Genomic DNA, 19,739 nt, shown 5'->3' on the forward strand with positions numbered 1-19,739 from the left:
CAAATCAAGTACTTAATTGTGATTTTAAGCACTTGATTTGTTTGATGCGGGGATTTTTACTGGCTGGCACTTGGTGCTGATATCTGTACAGCCAGTTCACTTAATAGCTGCTTCACTTCATGGGCGATGCGCTCAACCACCGCGGTTGGATAGCGGTGTGCCTGATAGGTAATAATCATGCTCAGGTTATGCTGGTTATTAATCTGGTTTTCCATGATTTCAAAGTGCAGCCCAAACATGGATTCGTTGCGCTCGGGTAGTATCTGCCGGTAAGGGATAGCGCCTTGCGGGGTGCTGAGCTGGCCGTTGAGGGCGTTGTTGGTATGGATATGGATGTAAACATCAAACATTAGGCCTTGGTTGGCGGGAATGCCGATTGCCTGCTGGATGTAGTTAATCGGGATATCGGCATAGGTCATGGATTCGTTGATTTGTTCGCTGGTATCGGCCAGTAATGAAGCGAAAGATTGCTGCGGGCTGAATTGGATGCGGTGCGCCACCATGGTGGTGAAGTAGCCGACGGTATCGAAATAATTGGGATCGGTACGGCCTGAAGCGGAGGTGCCAATCACGATTTCTTGTAAGTTGCCCTCTTTTTGCAATACGGTGGCAATGGCGGTGTAAAACACGCTGAATATGGAGGCGTGATGGGCTTTGGCAAAGGCGGAAATGTTGTGGTGAAAGGCTGAATCAAAGTCGATTTGCCGCCATGCTACCTGTGGGGTGGTATTTTCTGCTGCTGGGGCGGCTGGATTTAGGGTTAAGCCGGTTACTGCGCCTTGCAGCCGGCTGCGCCAGTAGTCCAGATGTTGCTGGTTAATGCCGTTTTGCTGTTGCCTGCGGGCAAATTCGTGAATGCTGGGCACGCTGTTCGGCCACGCGGGGGCTTTTCCTTGCAGCCGTGCTGCATAGGCAAGGTTTAAATCGGCCATGATGGTGTTTAAAGACCATTCATCTATTACCATGTGATGCACCAGAAACGATAAAACGGTGTGGCCGTTGGCGGCTTTGAACAGGCGAATTCTGAGCGGCAGTTCACGGGTAAGATCAAATTTGTAGGCGGCCTCAGTGGCTAAAGTAGCGTCGTTGCTGTCGCTACTCGGCCAGAACCATTGATAGTGTTTCAGTTCGGTAACGGGAACGGTGTATTGCAGGGTTTGCTGCTGTGCGGTTTTAAACAGGGTGCGCAGGCCGACATGGCGGATGATTAAATCTTTAAATGCCTGTTGTAATGCTGCTTCATTAACCGGCTGCTGAAATTCAATGGCAAAGGGTAAATTGTAGATGGGGCTGAAATCAAAGGCACTGTAAGCCTGCCATAAAAAATCCTGCGCCAGTGTTAGGGGTGCCTGCTGCTCAGGCGGCGCTTGAACTGCGGCAGCTACCGGCTGCGTCTGCTGAGCAATAGTGGCCAGTGCACGGGCGGTGGGTGATTTAAAGAAATCATTGAAGTTGAGTTTAATGCCATGCTTGTTTTGTAAGTTGCCAATCACGCGGGTGGCCAGCAGCGAATGGCCGCCAAAATCAAAAAAGTCATCGTCAAGGGTCATGTTTGGTTCGGCCAGTGTGTTTCTGAACTCGGCCAGTATGATGCCGGCCAGCGCTGCTGTGTTGTTATCCTGTGTCTGCTGTGCTGTTGGCGGGTTTAAGCTGCTTAAATCTATGGGGGTTAGTTCGAACCGCTGCTGTGAGCCGCTGAATTTGGTGTAGCTGCTCTGAATTGCTTCGATTAATTCTGCCAGTGTGTATTGTTGCGCCAGCACGGGATGCAGGCGCAAGGCCAGTATGATGCTGTTTTCTGTGCTGATTATGCTGGCCAGAAAAGGCGGGGTGGTTTCCGGCTGCCAGTGTTGCTGAGCCAGTATGGATAATAATTCAGTAACCTGCCCTTGCGGTGCTTGCTCATTCTGCACACAGGCTGTCCAGTCTGCATCAGGATATTTGTATAAATCGCCATCTGCGGTAAATTCATAGCGGGTATTCAAATCCATATGCATTTGCAGCAGGCTGTGGATGCTTTTATGTAGTATGGCTGAATCAGGCTGTGGATTTATCTGCCATGCTGCGAGCTGATATTTGACTTGTTCTGGTTCCTGCAATTGTTGCATCCAGATGTATTCTTCATGCTCATTGGCTAAAGATGGTGCTGTTGCTGCATCTGTGTTTGACATGTTTTTTAATCCTATCTTGTCCTGTTGAAGACGAATAAGTAGCTGTTAATGAATGCCCGAGTGTTGATGAGACACGAGGAACGATGAATTTTTATTAACAATCGGAGGGGTTTGGGCTGTTTTCCGGCTACTGCGCCTGAGCATTTTTATTGTATTAATGTTACTTTACACTTTATTTAAAAGTATAATACAATTGATTATCATTTTCATCAATAATAATTGTTCTTAATTTTATTTAATATTTTTGCTCATGCTGATGAATTCGGTATGGGTATATGGCATGGATATACAGAACATTCTTAATAAGGAGAAGCAATGCGAGGTAGGTATCAGCAAATGCAGGGGCGAAAGTTATGTTGCTGGCTCCGGTTGTTTCTGGCTGAGGATTCGCTGTTGCTGGCATTAATCTGCTGCGCCAATGCTAAGGTGTATCGCTGATGTATCGCAATATGATATGTGCATTTCTTATTTTATGCATATTATCTTTGCTGGTGGGCACTGATCCGATTTCATGGACGGGTTTGCTGGCCGGTTCGGATGCTGACTGGCTTACTTTAAAAGCCAGCCGCTTGCCGCGCCTGCTGGCGATTATTCTTACCGGCATGGGGCTTTCTATTGGCGGGGTGATTCTGCAACATATTGTGCGCAATAAATTTGTGGAGCCGGAAACTGCCGGCGGGCTGGATGCAGCCAAGCTGGGGGTGCTGGTGTCGCTGGTGTTGCTGCCATCGGCGGGGGTGTTAAGTAAGATGCTGGCCGCGCTGGTGTTCTGCTTTGTGGCCGGGCTGATTTATCTTCTGATTATTGCCAGAATCCGCTATCAGCAAATCGTGCTGATTCCGGTGATTGGCTTGATGTATGGCTGTGTGTTAAGTGCCGGTGCTGAATTTTATGCCTATAAAAATAATCTTTTGCAAAATGTTCAGGGCTGGCTGCTGGGGGATTTTTCGCGCGTGGTACAGGGGCATTATGAATTGCTGTATGTGCTTGTGCCGGTGATTGTGCTCAGTTATGTGTTTGCGCAGCGTTTTACGGTGGTGGGCATGGGGCAGGAAGTGGCTACCAGTCTGGGGGTGAGCTACAAAAGTACGGTGGCGCTGGGGTTGATGCTGGTATCGGTTACGGTGGCAGCAACGGTGATTACGGTGGGTTCGATTCCTTTTATCGGGCTGGTGATTCCGAATCTGGTGGCGCTTAGATATGGTGAACATTTAGCCAAAACTTTACCTTTGGTGGCTTTGGGCGGGGCGTGTCTGCTGCTGCTGTGTGATGTTAGCGGCCGTTTAATTATTTATCCTTTTGAAGTGCCTGTTGGCCTGACTGCCGGTGCTGTTGGCGGCATTGTTTTTCTGCTGCTGATTTTACGGGGGCTTCGCTAATGAATCGCAGATTCTGGCTGCTTTGTAGCGCTATTCTTGCTCTGGCTGTGTTTTTTATGCTGTTTGATTCCGGCTTTGATATGGAATATGTGCTGCCCAGACGTCTGTTACGGCTGGCCACTATTTTGCTGGCCGGTATGTGTATTGCTGTGTCATCTGTGGTGTTTCAGACATTGGTTACCAACCGCATTTTAACGCCGGCAATGATGGGCTATGAGGCAGTTTATCTGTTCTGGCAAGTGCTGCTGTTGTTCTTTCTGGGACAAAGTGGTCTGGGCTTGCTGGGGCTTAATGGCAATTTCTTTGCTTCGGTGGGCTTAATGCTACTGTATTCATGGATGATTCACCATTTTTTGCTGCCGCGCGCACGCAACAATCTGTGGCTGTTGTTGCTATTCGGGCTGGTATTGACGATGGTAATCACGACTTTTACTCAGTTTATTCAGCTCAAAATCAGCCCGGGGGAATTTTCGGTGTTTCAGGGCATTAATTATGCTTCTTTTAATCATTCGGAAACGCAGACGCTGATCTATGCCGCTATAGCCATGCTGGCGGTGGGCTGGGTGGGCTATCCGTATCTGACCACGCTGGATGTGATGGCTCTGGGAGAGGAGCAGGCTATTTCGCTGGGGGTGGATTATGCGCGCTATGTCCGCTGGGGGTTTGGTTTGATTGCGGTGCTGGTGGCGGTTTCCACTAGTCTGGTGGGGCCTACGGCGTTTATGGGGGTATTTATTGCCAATATGGCTTATGTCTTTGCCGGCCATTTTCAGCATAAACGGATTCTGTTATTTGCCGGTGCGGTGGCGGTTGCGGTGTTTCTGATGGCGCAGATTCTGGTGGAACATGTGTTTAATTATAAGACTACGGTGAGTATTTTAATCAATCTGATTTGCGGGATGTATTTTCTGCTGCTTATTGTCCGTCATCGAGGAATGGCATGATTGATATTCAGAATGTTTGCAAAATTTATGGCCATAAGCAGGTGCTAAATAATATTAATCTGGCACTGCCACTGCATCAGGTGACGGCACTGATTGGCCCCAATGGCGCGGGTAAATCCACTTTGCTGATGATACTGGCACGGTTACTGGCGCCTACTTCGGGCAGTATTCTGTTGGATAAGCAGGATATTGGCCGTATCCGCATTGCTGATTATGCCCGTCTGGTGGCTACGCTACGGCAATCGCCCTGTTTCGGCTTGCGTCTGACGGTAAGGGAGCTGGTGTCTTTCGGCCGTTTTCCGTACGGGCATGGCTTGTTGTCCGCTAAAGACCATCAGCTGATAGATGAGGCGCTGGATTTTCTGGGCTTAAATGCGCTGTGTGATGTGTATCTTGATGAGTTAAGCGGCGGGCAGCGACAAATGGCTTTTCTGGCCATGACTATTGCGCAGGAAACACGGATTCTGCTGTTGGATGAGCCTTTAAATAATCTGGATATGAAGCATGCAGTACAAATCATGGCGGCTGTCCGCCGTTTGTGTGAGGAGCAGCAAAAAACGGTGATTATGGTGGTACATGATATTAATTTTACGGCCAATTATGCAGATTATATTGTGGCCTTAAAACAGGGACAGGTAAGTTTCAGTGGCGCTACGCGCGAGGTGATTACTGAAGAGCGCCTGAGTGAGCTGTATGGGCTGAATTTTGAAATCAGCCACAATAAGCATGGTTATGTCTGTCAGTATTTTCATTCGTTGAAAGGTGAAACATGAACGGGAAATTCAAGCAATGCGCTGCCTGCCTGCTGGGGCTGATGGCGGTGGTGACGATGGTCACTGTGTCTGGTTGTGATAAAAAATCGGCAGCAGCAACTGCCAGCCCTGTGGTGCAAAAGCGCGCAGAACCGCTGCTTATCCAGCATCAACTGGGTACTACTACAATTACTGATGTGCCGCAGCGTGTGGCGGTAATGGACATGAATGAAGCGGATTTTCTGGATCAGTTGAATGTGCCGTTTGCTGGTATGCCTAAAGATTTTATTCCGCATTTTCTGGATAAATATCAGCAAAATCATGCTGACATTGCCGATCTGGGTGGTATTGTGCAGCCGAATATGGAGCGTATCCATACGCTGAAGCCCGACCTGATTCTGATGACGCCAATTCAGAAAGACCATTATCAGGAGCTAACGCAGATAGCGCCCACGCTTTATTATGAAATCAATTTTAATAACAGTGAGCACGGGCATCTGGCCACGATTAAAAATCACCTGCTGACGCTGGGGAAAATTTTTAACCGTGAAGATTTGGCACGCAGCAAGGTAGCCGAGCTGGATGCGGAAGTGAACAAGGTGCGCGCCATCACTAAAGAGCGGCCGGAAAAGGCGCTGGTGGTGCTGTATAACAATGGTGCTTTCAGTAATTACGGGGTGGATTCGCGTTATGGTTTTATTTTCAGTGATCTGGGGGTAAAGCCGGCCAGCAATGATGCCAGTACGAGCTTGCACGGGCAGCCAATTTCCAGTGAATTCATCAAACGTGCCGACCCGGACATTCTTTATATTATCGACCGTACATCGGTTATGCAACATCAGCCAGTCATCACTGCTGCTCAGGTGACCAATCCATTATTGCGTGCCACGAAGGCATGGAAAAATAACCGGGTGGTCTTTGTGGATGCTGATGCCTGGTACACCACTGGTGCCAGCCCTACTTCGATGTACCTGCTGATGCAGGATGTGATGAAAGGCTATCAGTAATCACATGTTAATCACAACAGAATAACAATAAGTAGTATCAGTGAATTCAATCCTGCCAATAAATTTTTAAATGTGTTGCATGAATTAGGTTAACAAGGAGACATCTATGGGTAAACACAAGCATCACCAGAAGCTGGATGGCCTGCACGCGGTTAGAAACCGGGGCGGCAGTGCTCTGAATCCTGTCGCCTCTGCTCCTAAGGTGCTGCTACTGAGTCTGGCCAGCGCTATGCTGGTTTATACACCGGCAGGGTATGCCAGACCGGTGGATGATAAAGCCAGACCGGCGGTTAAGAAAGCAGCAGACTCAAGTGCGCAATCTGCTGGTGAGGCCAAGCTGGCTGAGGTGGTGGTAGAAGCCAATCAGGGTACTACTTACACTGGGGGCTTTGTGGACAGAAACAGCCGCATCGGTTTTCTCGGCAATAAAAATGCTATGGAAACGCCGTTTAGTACGATTAGTTATACCGACAAGTTTGTCGAGGATACTCAGGCCAGAAATGTAACTGATGTGATTGCCGCTACTGACCCTGCGGTGTTTACTAATGGTGCTATTGGCGGCTGGAGTGAGAATTACTATATCCGTGGCTTTCAGTCCAGTACCAATGATATGTCGATGAATGGTTTATTTGGTATCGCTCCCTACTACAGGACTGCGCCAGCGATGTTTTCGCGCATTGAGGTGCTGAAAGGCCCCTCAGCGCTGCTGAATGGGATGCCTCCTGCCGGCTCTGTGGCCGGTACGGTTAATCTGGTGCCCAAGCGTGCCGGTAATGAACCACTGCTGCGGGTAACGCCTACCTATATGTCGGATTCACAATGGGGCGGTGCGATTGATGCCAGCCGCCGCTTCGGGCAGGACAAGCAATTCGGGATTCGGGTTAACGGGGTGTATCAGGATGGTACCGGCCCGGTAAGAAAGCAAAATCTGAAAACTCAGCTCGGCTCGGTGGGGATGGACTGGCGCGGCTACCGGGCACGTGTTTCCGCCGATTTTTACATGGCTAATGATAAGGTAGATGGTGTAGTGCGCGGTATCAATCTGGGTAAAAATATGAAAGTGCCCTCCCCGCCCAACCCGAAAACTTTAATCAATCCGGACTGGTCTTATGTCAGTAATAAAGACCGTGGCGCGATGATGCGAGGTGAATATGATATTAGCGACAACATCACTGCCTATGCTGCGTTCGGACGCAGTAAAACCAATTACAAATACAATGGTGCTACCTCGGCCAATTTGCTGGACAACCAAGGCACCATACAGACGGTGATGGCGCAACTGGCGTTTGATGTGGATAAGAAATCGGCTGATGTGGGCTTGCGGGGGCAGTTTGATACGGGCCCGGTTAATCATCAATGGGTAATCAATACCACCTACTACAAGCATAATCAGCATGATTATGGGGTAAGAAGCATTCCCTCGGCCACGTGGATAACCAATATGTATCATCCGGTGTGGGGTAAATCAGTACCGTTTGATGTTCCGCCGATTTCTAGAAGCTCGCTGCAACTTAAAAGCTATGGGATAGCGGATATGCTGTCATTGATGCAGGACAGGCTGCAACTGACTTTAGGTCTGCGCTATCAGGAAGTGAAAAGTGATAATCTGAGCCTGATGGGCAAGCCGGTTTTAACTGCTTATAAAAAACATGCCTTAACGCCGGGTGCGGCGATTTTGTTTAAAGCCACGGAACATATGTCACTTTATGGCAATTATATTCAGGGCTTAACCAAAGGCGATTCGGCTCCCATTACTGCGGCCAATTACCCCACCGTGTTTGCGCCGTATAAAACCAAGCAAACCGAGCTGGGCATCAAATGGGATTATGGCACGCTGTCGCAATCATTAAGTGTGTTTAGCATTAAAAAACCCAGCAGTTATACCGATGTAGCCACCAATATGTTTACTTCCGGCGGTGAGCAGCGCAATCGTGGCATTGAATGGAGTTTTATTGCCTCACCGCTTGAAACAGTACGCCTGATGGGTGGTGCCAGCTACATTAAGCCGGAGCTGACCAAACTGGCCAAGCATGGCAATGAGGGTAATATCGCTACCGGTGTGGCTAAAGTTCAGGGCAAGCTGGGTGCTGAATGGGATATTGCTGCTCCTGCCGGTATGGTTACTCTGTCTGCCCATGCCACGGCCGTATCCAAGCAATACCTGAATCAGGAAAACAGTTTATCTGTACCCGGCCATACTGTATTTGATATTGGTGCCCGTTATAATGCCAAAGTGTCCGGCCATCCGTTCACGCTGCGGGCAGAGGTTAAGAATGTCACTAACAAAAGCTATTGGGGCATGCCACGCCTGTCCAATCTGTCTTTAGGCGCACCACGGACTTTCCTGCTGTCTGGTTCCTATGATTTCTGATGGTAATCAGCCATTAAAAAAATCGCCTGCTGGCGATTTTTTTAATGGCTGCGGGATTACTGCGGTAAACCATACCGCTGAAATGCAGAGTATTCCGGTACCTGATAATGCTGTTTACCCAGCAACTGATTGATAATCACCCCGTTTCTGGTGGCGCCCATGCCTAAATCCGGTGAACCGACGCCCTGCTTGGCGATTTCGGCATTCTGGATAAAAATCCGCCCTCTGCCGCCATCACAGCGCACTGCCGTAAAGTCTTCGTTAATCAGATAATCATGCTGGTCGTCGGTTTGCAGCACCGTGCCTTTGAGCGCTTCAAACCAGTCCGGCCACTGATGGTGATAGCCGGTAGCAGCAACAATCGCATCGGTTTGAATGGTTTGTTGCTGATTAAGCTGGGTATGCAGACAGGTCATGTTAATAACGCCGGATGGCAGTACCTCTACCGCCTGCACATCACAATTGGAAAACAGCGTCAGGCCGGCAGGGGCGCCGGCGATGGTGCGTTCGTACAGCAAGTCATAAATATCGCCGATGGTAGCAAAGCTGATGCCTTTATACAGTTGCCCCTGACTGGCACTGATTTCCCGCCGTTTCTGCGCCGGCAGCGTCTGGAAATATTGCATATACACCGGCGTAAAACACTCCTGTCCCAGTTTGGAAAATTCCATCGGATGAAAGCCGGCCGAACGGGTAATCCAGCGAATGGACGCACCGGCTCTGATTTGCTCCGGCTGCAAGGCACGGTAAAGCGTCAGCACACATTCAGCAGCACTCTGCCCTGCGCCGACTACGGTAACCTGCCTGCACTGCTGCAACTGCTCCTGCATATGGGTGAATTGGGCAGAATGCTGAATCAGCGGATAACTGGTATTTTTCAGCCATTCAGGCTGATAGGGTTGGGTGCCAACACCAATCGCAATATCCCGACTGCAATATACCTGTTTTTCACCGCCGGCAGATTCACTTTCAATAATAAATTTTTCCTGCTGGCGGTGGTAGCTTACCGCCGTGACGCAGGCATCGAAGTGGCAGGATGGCAACCGGCTGACAGCCCAGCGACAATAATCATCATATTCCTGACGCGGTATCAGGAAACGGTCGTAGTAGCAAAACTGGTACAGGCGTTGATGCTGGTGCAGGTAATTAAGATAGCTGAGGGGATGGCATGGATTGGCCATGGTAACCAGATCGGCCAGAAACGGCACTTGCAGGGTGGTGCCGGCTAATAACAAACCCGCGTGCCAGTGAAAGGTGGGCGCTTTATCCAGAAACACTGCATTGACTTCCGGATGGCTCGACAATAATGCGGCCAGCCCCAGATTAAAGGGGCCAATCCCAACACCGGCCAAATCAGTTTGTTTCATATCCATGTTTATTTCATCCCTAGGTTCAAATAGTTAAATATTGAAGTGTTTACAGCGGGTAATATTTTTTATGCCGAAGCCATGACAGATTGAAGCAGATGCGCCACTTCCTCTATATTGCGACAGCCAATCAGCTGGCGCGGGGTTAGCGCCAGCCTGAAAATCTGGTTAATCTGGCCGGTGATTTCTTTTACGTGCGCAGAACGCAAACCCAACTGGCTAAACGGCTGCGAGGCTGTGATAGCCATTGCCGCTTCGATATGCAGCACCTTGCGGTAAATAAGCATTAATTGCTGTTGCTGCCACGCTGCCGCAGTAGCAGAGTGCGTATCAGGATTTAAAGCCGCAGCGGATGGCGCCTGTGGCAGCACTGAATCGATATTTTCCAGTCCGCTATCAGCCACCTGCTGGCATACATTGACCAGTGCTGCCAAAAAATCGCGGATAATGGCATCACTGATGGCCGCCTGAGCATAGTCAACGTTAAACAGCAAAGCACCATCACTCCCGAGCATAAAACGGATATCGATTGCTACCTGCGGTGTCTGGGTAAGGCCGCTCACATAGTGAACCGGCTTGTCTGACGGCAGGGTTGGCCAAGATAGCCCATTGGTAATAACCACCGGTAAAACCGGTGCCTGACCATGCTGTTCAAACAGCATTCGCGCCAGCTCAACACCGGAAAAGGCCAAATGCTGTAATCCCTCTAGCGTATCGGCCTGTAATTTTCTGGCCTGCTCGATAAATGCGGCTGTCGATGGCCATGTGGCAACGATAAAAGTAGACTGATTGGATAATTCACCCTCATACAGCGGTAACACCGGCACAGCCACAGACAATAGCACCGGTGTCTGCTGCCAGCGATTTAACACTGCCAGAATCAGCGCCATCAGTAAGGAATTTTTAAACAGTCCCTGCTGTGAACCCAGACGACATAATGTCTGAAATGTATGTCTGGGCAGCACCGCACTTTGGCGGCTATAGCTGGAAGTCATCAGGGTGGCCAGTGGCTGTTTCCACGGCAGTTGCGGTATGGAGGTAATCGCTTGCAGCCGCTGCTGCCAGTAGGCAGCAGCCAAGTCATAGTACCGGCCATCCTGTTGCTGCCTGCTTTCAGGCTGAGATGATGCTGCTATCAGTGGTGTAGTAGTGAATAATTCACACATCAGCGCCGCAATTGCGCGCCCATCCAGAATCAGCGCATCAAAACGGGCAAACAGCACAAACTGTTGCGGCGTTAATTGAAACAGGGTGATGTCCCAAGGCGATTCCTGCAAATCAAACAGTGCCTGCTGATAATGCTGCCGCAAAGTAGCAATTTTTTCTGCGGCTAGTGCGGGTTCTTCGCCACACAGATTGATTTCAGTTAAATTAATGATTGCCTGCGGGTTTACCCACTGCACACAGCGTCTGGCATCAATATAGGTTCTCAAACTGGCATGATGCTGCACCATATCGGCCAGTCGCTGCCGGAATACTGGCAAATCCAGTGTTCCGGCATACTCGCGGAACTCCTGCATGGCCACACCACCCAGAGCAAATGCGGTGCTGCGGCCTGATAAATAGGCCTTTTGCAGCGCATTCAGCGGAGTGGCTCCATCGTCAGGAACGGTGAGATTCAAGTGCTGGCTCAATGCCTGTAACGGCTGGGTAAAACGCTCCGGCTGAGCAATAAGTGCATTTATCAGGGCAAGACAGCGTTCAAACAGCCCGTTTACCCATGTTTGCGGCAATGCATCCAAACGGATATCCCAGTTGATCAGTAAATGATTGTTCAACTGCACAAACTGTGCATCCAAGGCCACCTGCGGACCTTGAGAAATACACCAGTCCATGCTGCCAAAATACTTATGCACCCGTGATGAAAATAAATTTTTTTCCGGCAAATCCAGCGCAGCGGTAAAAACAACCGGTGCCATTTGCGGCGTAGCATGATGGCGTGACAAATGCCGCATCACATTCACACCACTGAACTGCCGATAATCCAGACAGTGCCGCCATTCTGCTGCCACACGCTGGCAAAACGCATGCAGACTGGGCGCCTCCGCCATATCAATATTTAACAGCACCATATCGGCAAAATCACCGATGGTTTTATCAATATCGGGCAGAAGCGGTTCACGCCGGAAAAACGGCACGTTGAGCCGGTAAGCTGCATCATGGGTTACTTTGCCCAGACTGTAGGCAAACAGCCCCAGCATCAGGGCAGAAAAAGTAAGCCGGTGCTGACAGGCAAGCTGGCGCAACTGCTGCATCTGCCCGGCGTTAAGCGTGGCATTCAGACGCGTGCTTTGCGCCGCAGCCGTGGCGGAATGATTTAAAGGCAGAGCAGGAGCAGGGGCAATCGCTGCTATGCGTGCCTGCCACCACTGGCGCGCACGTTGCTGCTGTTGCTGTTCATACTTATCCTGCTGCATGGTGCTGCGCCAGACATAGAAAGACGGCGGTGGTGGCAAAAACACGTTACTGTCTGCATAAAACTGTGCCAAATCTTCCATCAGGATACGAAAGCTGGAAGGGTCAACCGCAATCATATCGGCGTCAATATGCAAGCGAAAAACCTGATTAGCCAGAAGACTGATGGAAAAACGCACAGTTTGCCCCTCTTCCAGTTTCAACTGCTGATGCGTCCATTGCTGGCGTTTCTGTGCGAGTTTCTGTTGCTGCTGCGCTTCAGACAAATGGAGAAAATCATCTATTTCCAGCACATCCAGCGGCAAGGTATTACTGATACTTACTTCACCCTCCGCACTCAGTTGCAGGCGTAACAGTTCATGACGCCGGTACAGACACACGATTGCCTGCCTGAGCTTGGCTACATCAATATGCCTGCCATTGAATTCTGTATACAGATGCGCAGCCACACCACCGAGCATTGCACTATGCGCACGCCCAAACCAGCATGCCGACTGCATTGAAGTAAGTTCACCCATTATTTCATTACTCTGTTGACAAATTTACGGTTTTTGACGATGATACATGTAAATGAAAATGATTACCAGTTTCATTATTTAGAAAAAACAGATAACCCGTTAATGAGCGCCACTGAACAGACAGACACAAAAATGATGTTGCAGCTTCAGTTTTGTCTATAAGTCAACATTACTTGTCTGATTCAGCCGGTTTAGCCGACAAAGGCTGAAGAGATGATTACCTATACACGCTGGCCAGAAGATTTAGCCCGCCAATACCGTCAAAAAGGTTACTGGCTGGATCTGCCGTTAACCCGAATCCTCACAGACACAGCCAAACGGTTACCGCAGTCAACCGCCATCATCTGCGGAGAGCGGCACATCAGTTATCAGGCGCTGAATCAGTTTTCCGACAATCTGGCCGCCAAACTGGCAGCACAAGGCCTTGGCATAGGTGATACGGCACTGGTACAGCTACCGAATAGCGACGAATTCTATATTGTATTTTTTGCCCTGCTGAAAGCAGGTATCGTGCCGCTGAATGCCTTGTACAACCATCGCCAGCATGAACTAACCAGCTTTTTCAGCCAGATTAAACCGCGGCTGCTGATTGCATCACGCAGCCATGAAGTATTCATACACAATGATTTTCTCAATCAGCTCACCAGCCAGCAACTGGCTCCCTCCCTCACCCTGATGCTGAATGCTGGCAGCGGTGACAGAAATTTAAGCGACTGGTACACCAGCCCCCCTGCCACGGGCAGCAATTATGCTGCCACGCGCGCGGATGAAGTGGCCTTTTTCCAGCTTTCCGGTGGCAGCACCGGCACACCGAAACTGATTCCACGCACCCATAATGATTATGATTACAGCGTACGTGCCAGTGCCGAAATCTGTGGTTTAAATCAACACACGCGTTTATTGTGCGCCATGCCGGCACCGCATAACTATATGCTGAGCTCGCCCGGTGCACTAGGCGTATTTCACGCCGGCGGCTGTGTGGTCATGGCCGCCAACCCCGAACCATCAAGCTGCTTTGCCCTGATTGAACAACATCAGCTTACTATGGCCTCACTCGTACCCAGCGCGGTAGCGATGTGGATGCAACAGCCAGCGGAACAACTGGCCAAAGTCCGCTCATTACAGCTAATACAGGTAGGCGGTGCCAGTTTTCCGGAATCCATGGCACGACAGGTGTTAAATGTTTTCGGCTGCCAGTTGCAGCAGGTATTTGGCATGGCAGAAGGACTGGTGAACTATACGCGGCTGGACGACAGCGAAGAAGTGATTATCACCACTCAGGGACGCCCCATCAGCCCGGATGATGAAGTACGGGTAGTAGACGAAAACGGCCACGATGTGCCTGACGGAGAAACAGGCATGCTGAAAACGCGCGGGCCCTATACTTTCCGTGGCTATTATCAAAGCCCGGAATACAATGCACAGGCTTTTGATACAGAAGGTTTTTATCACTCAGGTGATTTAGTGCAGCGCAACAGCAGCGGCTACCTGAAAGTAGTCGGGCGCATCAAAGACCAGATTAACCGTGGCGGAGAAAAAATTGCCGCCGAAGAAATTGAAAAACTGATTATTACCCATCCCGATGTCACCGAAGCAGCACTGGTAGCCATCAGTGATGAACGCTTTGGCGAAAAAAGCTGTGCCTTTATCGTGTCACAGAACCAGCATTTGACCGCGCTCAGCCTGAAACGCCATCTGCTCAATCTGGGGATAGCCCATTACAAACTGCCTGATCAGGTTTGCATCGTTGACAGCTTGCCCCTCACCGCCGTAGGCAAAACCGATAAAAAACGTCTGCGTGAAACCTTACAGCAAAGCCCGGCCTGAAATATTCATCATCACCGTGAGAAAAAGAGAAACAGCATGACTATCAAACAAATTACCGATTACCCCATGCCCACACCAGCACAGCTACCACCAAATAAAACCGCATGGGAAGCTGATACCGCACGTGCCGTATTGTTAATCCATGACATGCAAAATTATTTTCTGAATTTCTATCAGCCCAACAGCCCATTAATCCAAACCCTGATTCAGAATTTGCAGGCACTGCGCAACTGGGCGACACAGCATCAGATTCCGGTGGTATATACCGCGCAGCCGCATCAGCAAAATTCCCAGCAGCGCGCCCTACTGAATGATATGTGGGGTTCAGGTATCACGACCGCGCCGGTTGAAGAACAGAAAATTGTTGCGGCACTGACACCCCGGCCAGAAGACACCGTGCTGACCAAATGGCGCTATAGTGCTTTCCAGCGTACAGATTTACGCACACGCATGCACAACTGGCAGCGCGATCAACTGATTATTGGCGGCGTCTATGCGCATATCGGCTGTATGGTCACCGCCGCAGAAGCATTTATGCAGGATATACAGGCTTTTTTCGTTGCTGATGCACTGGCTGATTTTTCTGCACAGCAGCACCAGAACGCTTTAGATTATGTTGCCGGCTGCTGCGGACAAGTCACCACCACAGCCGCATTAATGCCAGCAACAAATGCCCTGACCCGCTCATGGCTGACACAGAAAATCCAGACCCTACTGGAAATGCCGGCAGAACCCATAGACCCCGAAGAAAACCTGATTCTGTACGGACTGGATTCCCTGCGCATCATGCAGTTTGCGGCAGAACTGCAACAGCGTGACATCACTATCGGCTTCGAGGCATTAGGGCAGCAACCGTCCCTCAATAACTGGTGGCGCCTGATTGAGGCACAGCAGACGGCCAGCGTAGCCTGATAAGCAGCAATGGATGCCTAACCTTGGTTAACAGCTCTAGAGAAACAAAACATGAGTGATTTAAACATCTCCGGCCACAATACCCAGCCGAATCTTGCGCGTCAGTGGCGTGAGGCCTTACCCGGACTGGCAGGTGGCACACTGGCTGCGGTGATTGCTGGCATCGCCATGCTGGCCGCACTGTGGTTTATAGTTAAATTTATCGGCCACAGCATCTGGCATTGGCTGGAGTACGCACTGCTGTGCTGGCTTTTGGCCGCTGTGTTTACCGCATGGTCGGCGTGGCTGGCGCATCAGGCAGAAAGCCGCTTTGCAGCCACATTGCGCCGCAGCGTGGCGCAGCATTTAATCCGCCTACCCATGAATACACTGGCCAGACAGAATGAACAGACACTGAAACAACTGCTAACCGACGACATCAGCAGCCTGCATCATATGCTGGCACACTTACCCGCAGAAATAGCCGTTTTCACCGTAATCCCCCTGTTATCCATCAGCATACTGATTTATTTTATTGGTCTGGCAACACTATGGGTGTTACTGCCCGGCTTCATTGCCTCCCTGTATTATCTCGTTATCATGCCGTACATGACCCGGCGTGATGGTACGGCACGCATGCAGGTGATGCTGGACATCATCAACAAAGCCGATGAGTATGTGCGTGGCATTCCGGTATATCGCATATATGGCCAGCATTCCAGTGCGCTCACTGCTTATACACAGGCCACCGATCGGTTTACCCGCGATATGGTGCACTGGGTAGCCAAAGTGGCCACCCCGGCATCTATCGCCGTGGCGTTGTTACAGGCAGTGGCCACCTTCGCCATTGCCTATTGGGTAAGCCATGCCTATGGCACCACCACACTGGCTGCCACCCTGTTATTCAGTCTGGCCATTGTCACACCAACTTTACGTCTGGGACATGGCATCGACTACATCAGAGCCGGACGCGCTGCGGCCAAACGTTTGGCCGAATTTCTACAAGAGCCTCTACTGCCTGCCGGTCACATCCGACAAATTCAACATCCCCCCACCCTCACCATTCACAACGCCAGCCTGCTACAGGAAGAACGGCCAGTTTGGCATCAACTCAGCTTTACCTTTCCCACCGGCGCCCTTACCGCCATCACCGGCTCCAGTGGCGCCGGTAAAACCACCTTATTAAATGCCCTTGCCGGACTGGTGTCCCTAACATCTGGTGATATTGAGCTAGGCCAAACCGAAGTGGCTGCTCTGCATGAAGACACACGTCAGCAACTGATTCTACTTATTCCACAAGGCTACGATGTTCTCAACAACAGCGTGCGCAGCAATCTGGCGCTTACAGCACCTGAAGCCAGCGACGAGGCCATGCAGCAGGCACTGGCCAAAGCACAGCTAAACATAGACTTATCCACACCAGCCAGTGCCCTTTCCGGTGGCGAAAAACAGCGGGTCAATATTGCCCGTGCCTTTCTCAGCACAGCCGAAGTCATCTTACTGGATGAACCAACCAGCGCCCTTGACAACCAGCATGCACAGGCCATTTTTCAGGCACTGTGTGAGCTGGCCAAAACCGCGCATAAAACCATCATCGTAGTCACCCATCAGCAGGCACTGGCCAATCAGGCCGATGCGCAACTGGAATTACCCAATTTAAGGAGCGCGGCATGAATACAGCCAGCACCCCAAACCGCCCCCTCTTTGAAGCCATACCTGCCGCCACCAGACCACGCCTGCTTGGCATCAGCATCGGCTGGATACTGGTTGCTGCCGTAGAAGCCTGTGCCTATACCATACTGGCTCTGGCCATAGTGCACCAGCAGTCTTCACTGTGGGTACTCACCAGTGCCATCAGCGCCATTATCATCACCGTAATGGTTACCCGCAGCGGTTTCCTTACCGGCGTACGGCTGGCCGGTGATTTATTTGCCGCTTTAGGGCATTCCCTGTCCAGTGCCAAGCTTTCCTGGTTTAACGACCAGCGCCGTGCTGTTATCAGCAAAACCGCCGGACAGGAAATTCCCAACTTTATGAGCATTCCGGCGCATCAGCTACAAACCTTTTTACATGCCCCCTGCCTGCCCCTGTTTATCTGCCTCGGGCTGGCGTTTGTGGCTGATACCGGCATGATGCTGGTGGCACTGACACTGATTATCCTGTCATTAGCCATACAGCTATGGGCGCAATATGCGCTAAACAAAACCGATGCCCAGCGCCATCAGGCCGAGCTGGACAGCGCCACCGCCACCCTCGAACTGGTAGAGCACCTTTCCCTGCTGCGTACAGCGGCCGGACCAGCACATGCCCTCGATTCCATCCAGCAAAACTGGACGCGTCAGGAAAACCTGTTAAGCAGAATCAATCGCAGCGCCGCATGGGCCACCCTGATTGCCACCATAGCCAATGTATTACCCATGGCCGGCATGGCGCTGTACTGCATCCTGTCTGGCCAGAGCAACGAGCGCCTGATACTGGCCGCACTACTCCTGATGGGGCGTGCCGGCGCACCATTAAGCGCACTGGCTACAGCAGGTTTAAGCATCAACGACTTAATCAGCTCACTGCGCCACTTCCAGCAACTCACCCACCCGCCCGTATTGTCGCAAGCTGCCACAACACGCACACCACAGCAGCCGCATCTGTCCCTGCATAGTCTGGTGTACAACCCCGAATCAGCAGCAGTAAATCTGGATATTCCCGTGGGTAGCCGCGTACACGTGGCCGGCGCAAGCGGCAGTGGCAAAAGCACCTTGCTGCAACTGTGCATGCGCTTTGATGATCCGGCACAGGGCGAAATCCGTCTGGACGGCATCTCCCTGCCGCAGCTATCCTCTCAGGCACTGACAGCAAACATGGCTTACGTAGCCCAGAACCCGATTATTTTCACCGGCACACTGGCAGACAATATCCGTATCGGCCGTTTCGATGCCAGCGATGCCGAAATCGAAGCCATCGCCCGCCAATGCGCGCTGGGACAAATTATCGACCGCGCAGACGAAGGCATTCATCAAAGCGTTGGCCAGCAGGGCTCTGCCCTGTCTGGCGGCGAACAACAACGTGTAGCCATTGCCCGTGCCCTGATTAAACACGCGCCCATACTCATTCTGGATGAAGCCACCTCAGCACTGGATGAAAGCACCGAGCAACAACTGATTAAAACCATCCTTGCACAATCCCAGACCCTGATTTTTGTCTCCCATCGCAGTGCCACCCCGTGGCAACCTACCCAAACTCTAGACTTATCCAGCTAGCGGCTGTGCGGACAACAAGGTTATTTATGACATTAACATCAAAGCAACACGTGTCATTGCATCCGCATGGCTATCCGGCCAGAAGAGCGAAAACGGCCGTAGCAGACAATCATCAGCCCGCATTATTCAGCCATCACACCCTTAACATCGGCCACAGCACCATACACCAGATACGCATGCAGCCTATCAGCAGCTCAGCACTGCATAAGCTTTGCCAGAATTTCAGCATACATCTGCCAGAAACCATTCAACGTAGCAGGCACAAACGCCAGCTAGAATTTGTGGCTGGCAGACTGGCCGCAAAATACGCCTTGCAGCCCCATGGCTACAGCAACTTTACCCTTGAATCAGGTGCACACGGGCAGCCGCTTTTTCCACAACAACTACAAGGCAGCATCAGCCACAGCAGCAACCAATGGCAATGTCTGGCCATCGCCAGCGTACACAACAAGCAACCAGCACACAGCTATCTGGGTATTGATATCGAACAGCAACAGCATCAGCACATCATCCACAACAACAAAACCATACTGGCACTATTTCTCCAGCCACAGGAACTACAATACATAACGGCACATAACATCAGCCTGCCACAACAGGCTTTACTGCTTTTTTCCGCCAAAGAAAGCATCATCAAAGCCTGGTTTCATAAATACCAATCACTTATCGATTTTAGTGCCATTATTTACCAGCCCCGCAGCAGCCAGAATCTGTATTTTCAGATTAAAACATCCAAACAGCATAAAAAACCGCAAACAGCAAAAGTTTGCTTTACCTGTACACAACAAGAAATAATCACCATAGCATATATTTAAATCCGGCCTGTAGCAGATTTTTCCCGGC

14 protein-coding genes are annotated in these 19,739 nt (G+C 50.7%); 11 read left to right on the forward strand and 3 right to left on the reverse strand.

Features of this window, described 5'->3' with window-relative positions:
- Positions 1–56 precede the first annotated feature (56 nt).
- The gene (locus MJ764_RS06770; RefSeq protein ID WP_239325794.1) at positions 57–2,171 is read right to left on the reverse strand and encodes a condensation domain-containing protein; all 2,115 of its coding nucleotides are present in this window, start codon (positions 2,169–2,171) and stop codon (positions 57–59) included.
- Between the two features lie 315 nt (positions 2,172–2,486).
- Between MJ764_RS06770 and MJ764_RS11465 the strand changes: the two genes are divergently transcribed.
- The 6 genes from MJ764_RS11465 to MJ764_RS06795 all read left to right on the forward strand — a co-directional run bounded on the left by MJ764_RS11465 (position 2,487) and on the right by MJ764_RS06795 (position 8,624).
- On the forward strand, positions 2,487–2,609 hold the full coding sequence (locus MJ764_RS11465) for a hypothetical protein (RefSeq protein ID WP_275415274.1): 123 nt from the start codon (positions 2,487–2,489) through the stop codon (positions 2,607–2,609).
- Entirely contained in the window at positions 2,609–3,550 is a 942-nt protein-coding gene (locus MJ764_RS06775; RefSeq protein ID WP_239325796.1) for an ABC transporter permease, read from the forward strand. Before MJ764_RS11465 ends, MJ764_RS06775 begins: the two co-directional genes overlap by 1 nt.
- A complete protein-coding gene (locus MJ764_RS06780) occupies positions 3,550–4,494 on the forward strand; it encodes an iron chelate uptake ABC transporter family permease subunit (protein ID WP_239325798.1) in 945 nt (314 codons plus the stop codon). Before MJ764_RS06775 ends, MJ764_RS06780 begins: the two co-directional genes overlap by 1 nt.
- Entirely contained in the window at positions 4,491–5,267 is a 777-nt protein-coding gene (locus tag MJ764_RS06785) for an iron ABC transporter ATP-binding protein (RefSeq protein ID WP_239325800.1), read from the forward strand. Before MJ764_RS06780 ends, MJ764_RS06785 begins: the two co-directional genes overlap by 4 nt.
- Positions 5,264–6,253: a siderophore ABC transporter substrate-binding protein gene (locus MJ764_RS06790; RefSeq protein ID WP_275415275.1), complete on the forward strand. Its 990-nt coding sequence runs from the start codon at positions 5,264–5,266 to the stop codon at positions 6,251–6,253. The genes MJ764_RS06785 and MJ764_RS06790 overlap by 4 nt, the downstream gene beginning before the upstream one ends.
- Before the next feature lie 106 nt (positions 6,254–6,359).
- Positions 6,360–8,624, forward strand: coding sequence for a TonB-dependent receptor (locus MJ764_RS06795; protein WP_275415276.1), 2,265 nt, complete (start codon positions 6,360–6,362; stop codon positions 8,622–8,624).
- 56 nt (positions 8,625–8,680) lie between these two features.
- Here MJ764_RS06795 and basC read toward each other — a convergent pair whose 3' ends face one another.
- Positions 8,681–9,997, reverse strand: coding sequence for a putative histamine N-monooxygenase (gene basC / locus MJ764_RS06800; protein ID WP_239325802.1), 1,317 nt, complete (start codon positions 9,995–9,997; stop codon positions 8,681–8,683).
- A 62-nt stretch (positions 9,998–10,059) separates the two neighbouring features.
- On the reverse strand, positions 10,060–12,924 hold the full coding sequence (locus MJ764_RS06805) for a condensation domain-containing protein (protein ID WP_239325804.1): 2,865 nt from the start codon (positions 12,922–12,924) through the stop codon (positions 10,060–10,062).
- Positions 12,925–13,137: 213 nt separating this feature from the next.
- Here MJ764_RS06805 and MJ764_RS06810 point away from each other — a divergent pair, with 213 nt between their 5' ends.
- Genes MJ764_RS06810 through MJ764_RS06830 form a run of 5 tightly spaced genes read left to right on the forward strand, consistent with a single transcriptional unit; the run spans position 13,138 to position 19,711 of the window.
- Complete coding sequence (locus MJ764_RS06810) at positions 13,138–14,751, forward strand: (2,3-dihydroxybenzoyl)adenylate synthase (protein WP_239325806.1); 1,614 nt, start codon at positions 13,138–13,140, stop codon at positions 14,749–14,751.
- A gap of 36 nt (positions 14,752–14,787) precedes the next feature.
- Positions 14,788–15,663 carry an isochorismatase family protein gene (locus MJ764_RS06815; protein ID WP_239325808.1) on the forward strand — a complete coding sequence of 292 codons (876 nt, stop codon included), beginning with the start codon at positions 14,788–14,790 and terminating at the stop codon, positions 15,661–15,663.
- 51 nt (positions 15,664–15,714) lie between these two features.
- On the forward strand, positions 15,715–17,316 hold the full coding sequence (locus tag MJ764_RS06820; RefSeq protein WP_239325810.1) for an ATP-binding cassette domain-containing protein: 1,602 nt from the start codon (positions 15,715–15,717) through the stop codon (positions 17,314–17,316).
- Entirely contained in the window at positions 17,313–18,896 is a 1,584-nt protein-coding gene (locus MJ764_RS06825; protein ID WP_239325812.1) for an ATP-binding cassette domain-containing protein, read from the forward strand. The genes MJ764_RS06820 and MJ764_RS06825 overlap by 4 nt, the downstream gene beginning before the upstream one ends.
- A gap of 26 nt (positions 18,897–18,922) precedes the next feature.
- Positions 18,923–19,711: a 4'-phosphopantetheinyl transferase family protein gene (locus tag MJ764_RS06830; RefSeq protein ID WP_239325814.1), complete on the forward strand. Its 789-nt coding sequence runs from the start codon at positions 18,923–18,925 to the stop codon at positions 19,709–19,711.
- Positions 19,712–19,739 lie beyond the last annotated feature (28 nt).

Origin of the sequence: Snodgrassella gandavensis, from assembly GCF_914768025.1 — a bacterium.
Classification (GTDB): domain Bacteria; phylum Pseudomonadota; class Gammaproteobacteria; order Burkholderiales; family Neisseriaceae; genus Snodgrassella; species Snodgrassella gandavensis.

Coding starts and splice junctions, on each gene's coding strand:
- MJ764_RS06770 (WP_239325794.1), bottom strand. CDS start 2,171: ATGTCAAACACAGATGCAGCAACAGCACCATCTTTAGCCAATGAGCAT.
- MJ764_RS11465 (WP_275415274.1), top strand. CDS start 2,487: ATGCGAGGTAGGTATCAGCAAATGCAGGGGCGAAAGTTATGTTGCTGG.
- MJ764_RS06775 (WP_239325796.1), top strand. CDS start 2,609: ATGTATCGCAATATGATATGTGCATTTCTTATTTTATGCATATTATCT.
- MJ764_RS06780 (WP_239325798.1), top strand. CDS start 3,550: ATGAATCGCAGATTCTGGCTGCTTTGTAGCGCTATTCTTGCTCTGGCT.
- MJ764_RS06785 (WP_239325800.1), top strand. CDS start 4,491: ATGATTGATATTCAGAATGTTTGCAAAATTTATGGCCATAAGCAGGTG.
- MJ764_RS06790 (WP_275415275.1), top strand. CDS start 5,264: ATGAACGGGAAATTCAAGCAATGCGCTGCCTGCCTGCTGGGGCTGATG.
- MJ764_RS06795 (WP_275415276.1), top strand. CDS start 6,360: ATGGGTAAACACAAGCATCACCAGAAGCTGGATGGCCTGCACGCGGTT.
- basC (WP_239325802.1), bottom strand. CDS start 9,997: ATGGATATGAAACAAACTGATTTGGCCGGTGTTGGGATTGGCCCCTTT.
- MJ764_RS06805 (WP_239325804.1), bottom strand. CDS start 12,924: ATGGGTGAACTTACTTCAATGCAGTCGGCATGCTGGTTTGGGCGTGCG.
- MJ764_RS06810 (WP_239325806.1), top strand. CDS start 13,138: ATGATTACCTATACACGCTGGCCAGAAGATTTAGCCCGCCAATACCGT.
- MJ764_RS06815 (WP_239325808.1), top strand. CDS start 14,788: ATGACTATCAAACAAATTACCGATTACCCCATGCCCACACCAGCACAG.
- MJ764_RS06820 (WP_239325810.1), top strand. CDS start 15,715: ATGAGTGATTTAAACATCTCCGGCCACAATACCCAGCCGAATCTTGCG.
- MJ764_RS06825 (WP_239325812.1), top strand. CDS start 17,313: ATGAATACAGCCAGCACCCCAAACCGCCCCCTCTTTGAAGCCATACCT.
- MJ764_RS06830 (WP_239325814.1), top strand. CDS start 18,923: ATGACATTAACATCAAAGCAACACGTGTCATTGCATCCGCATGGCTAT.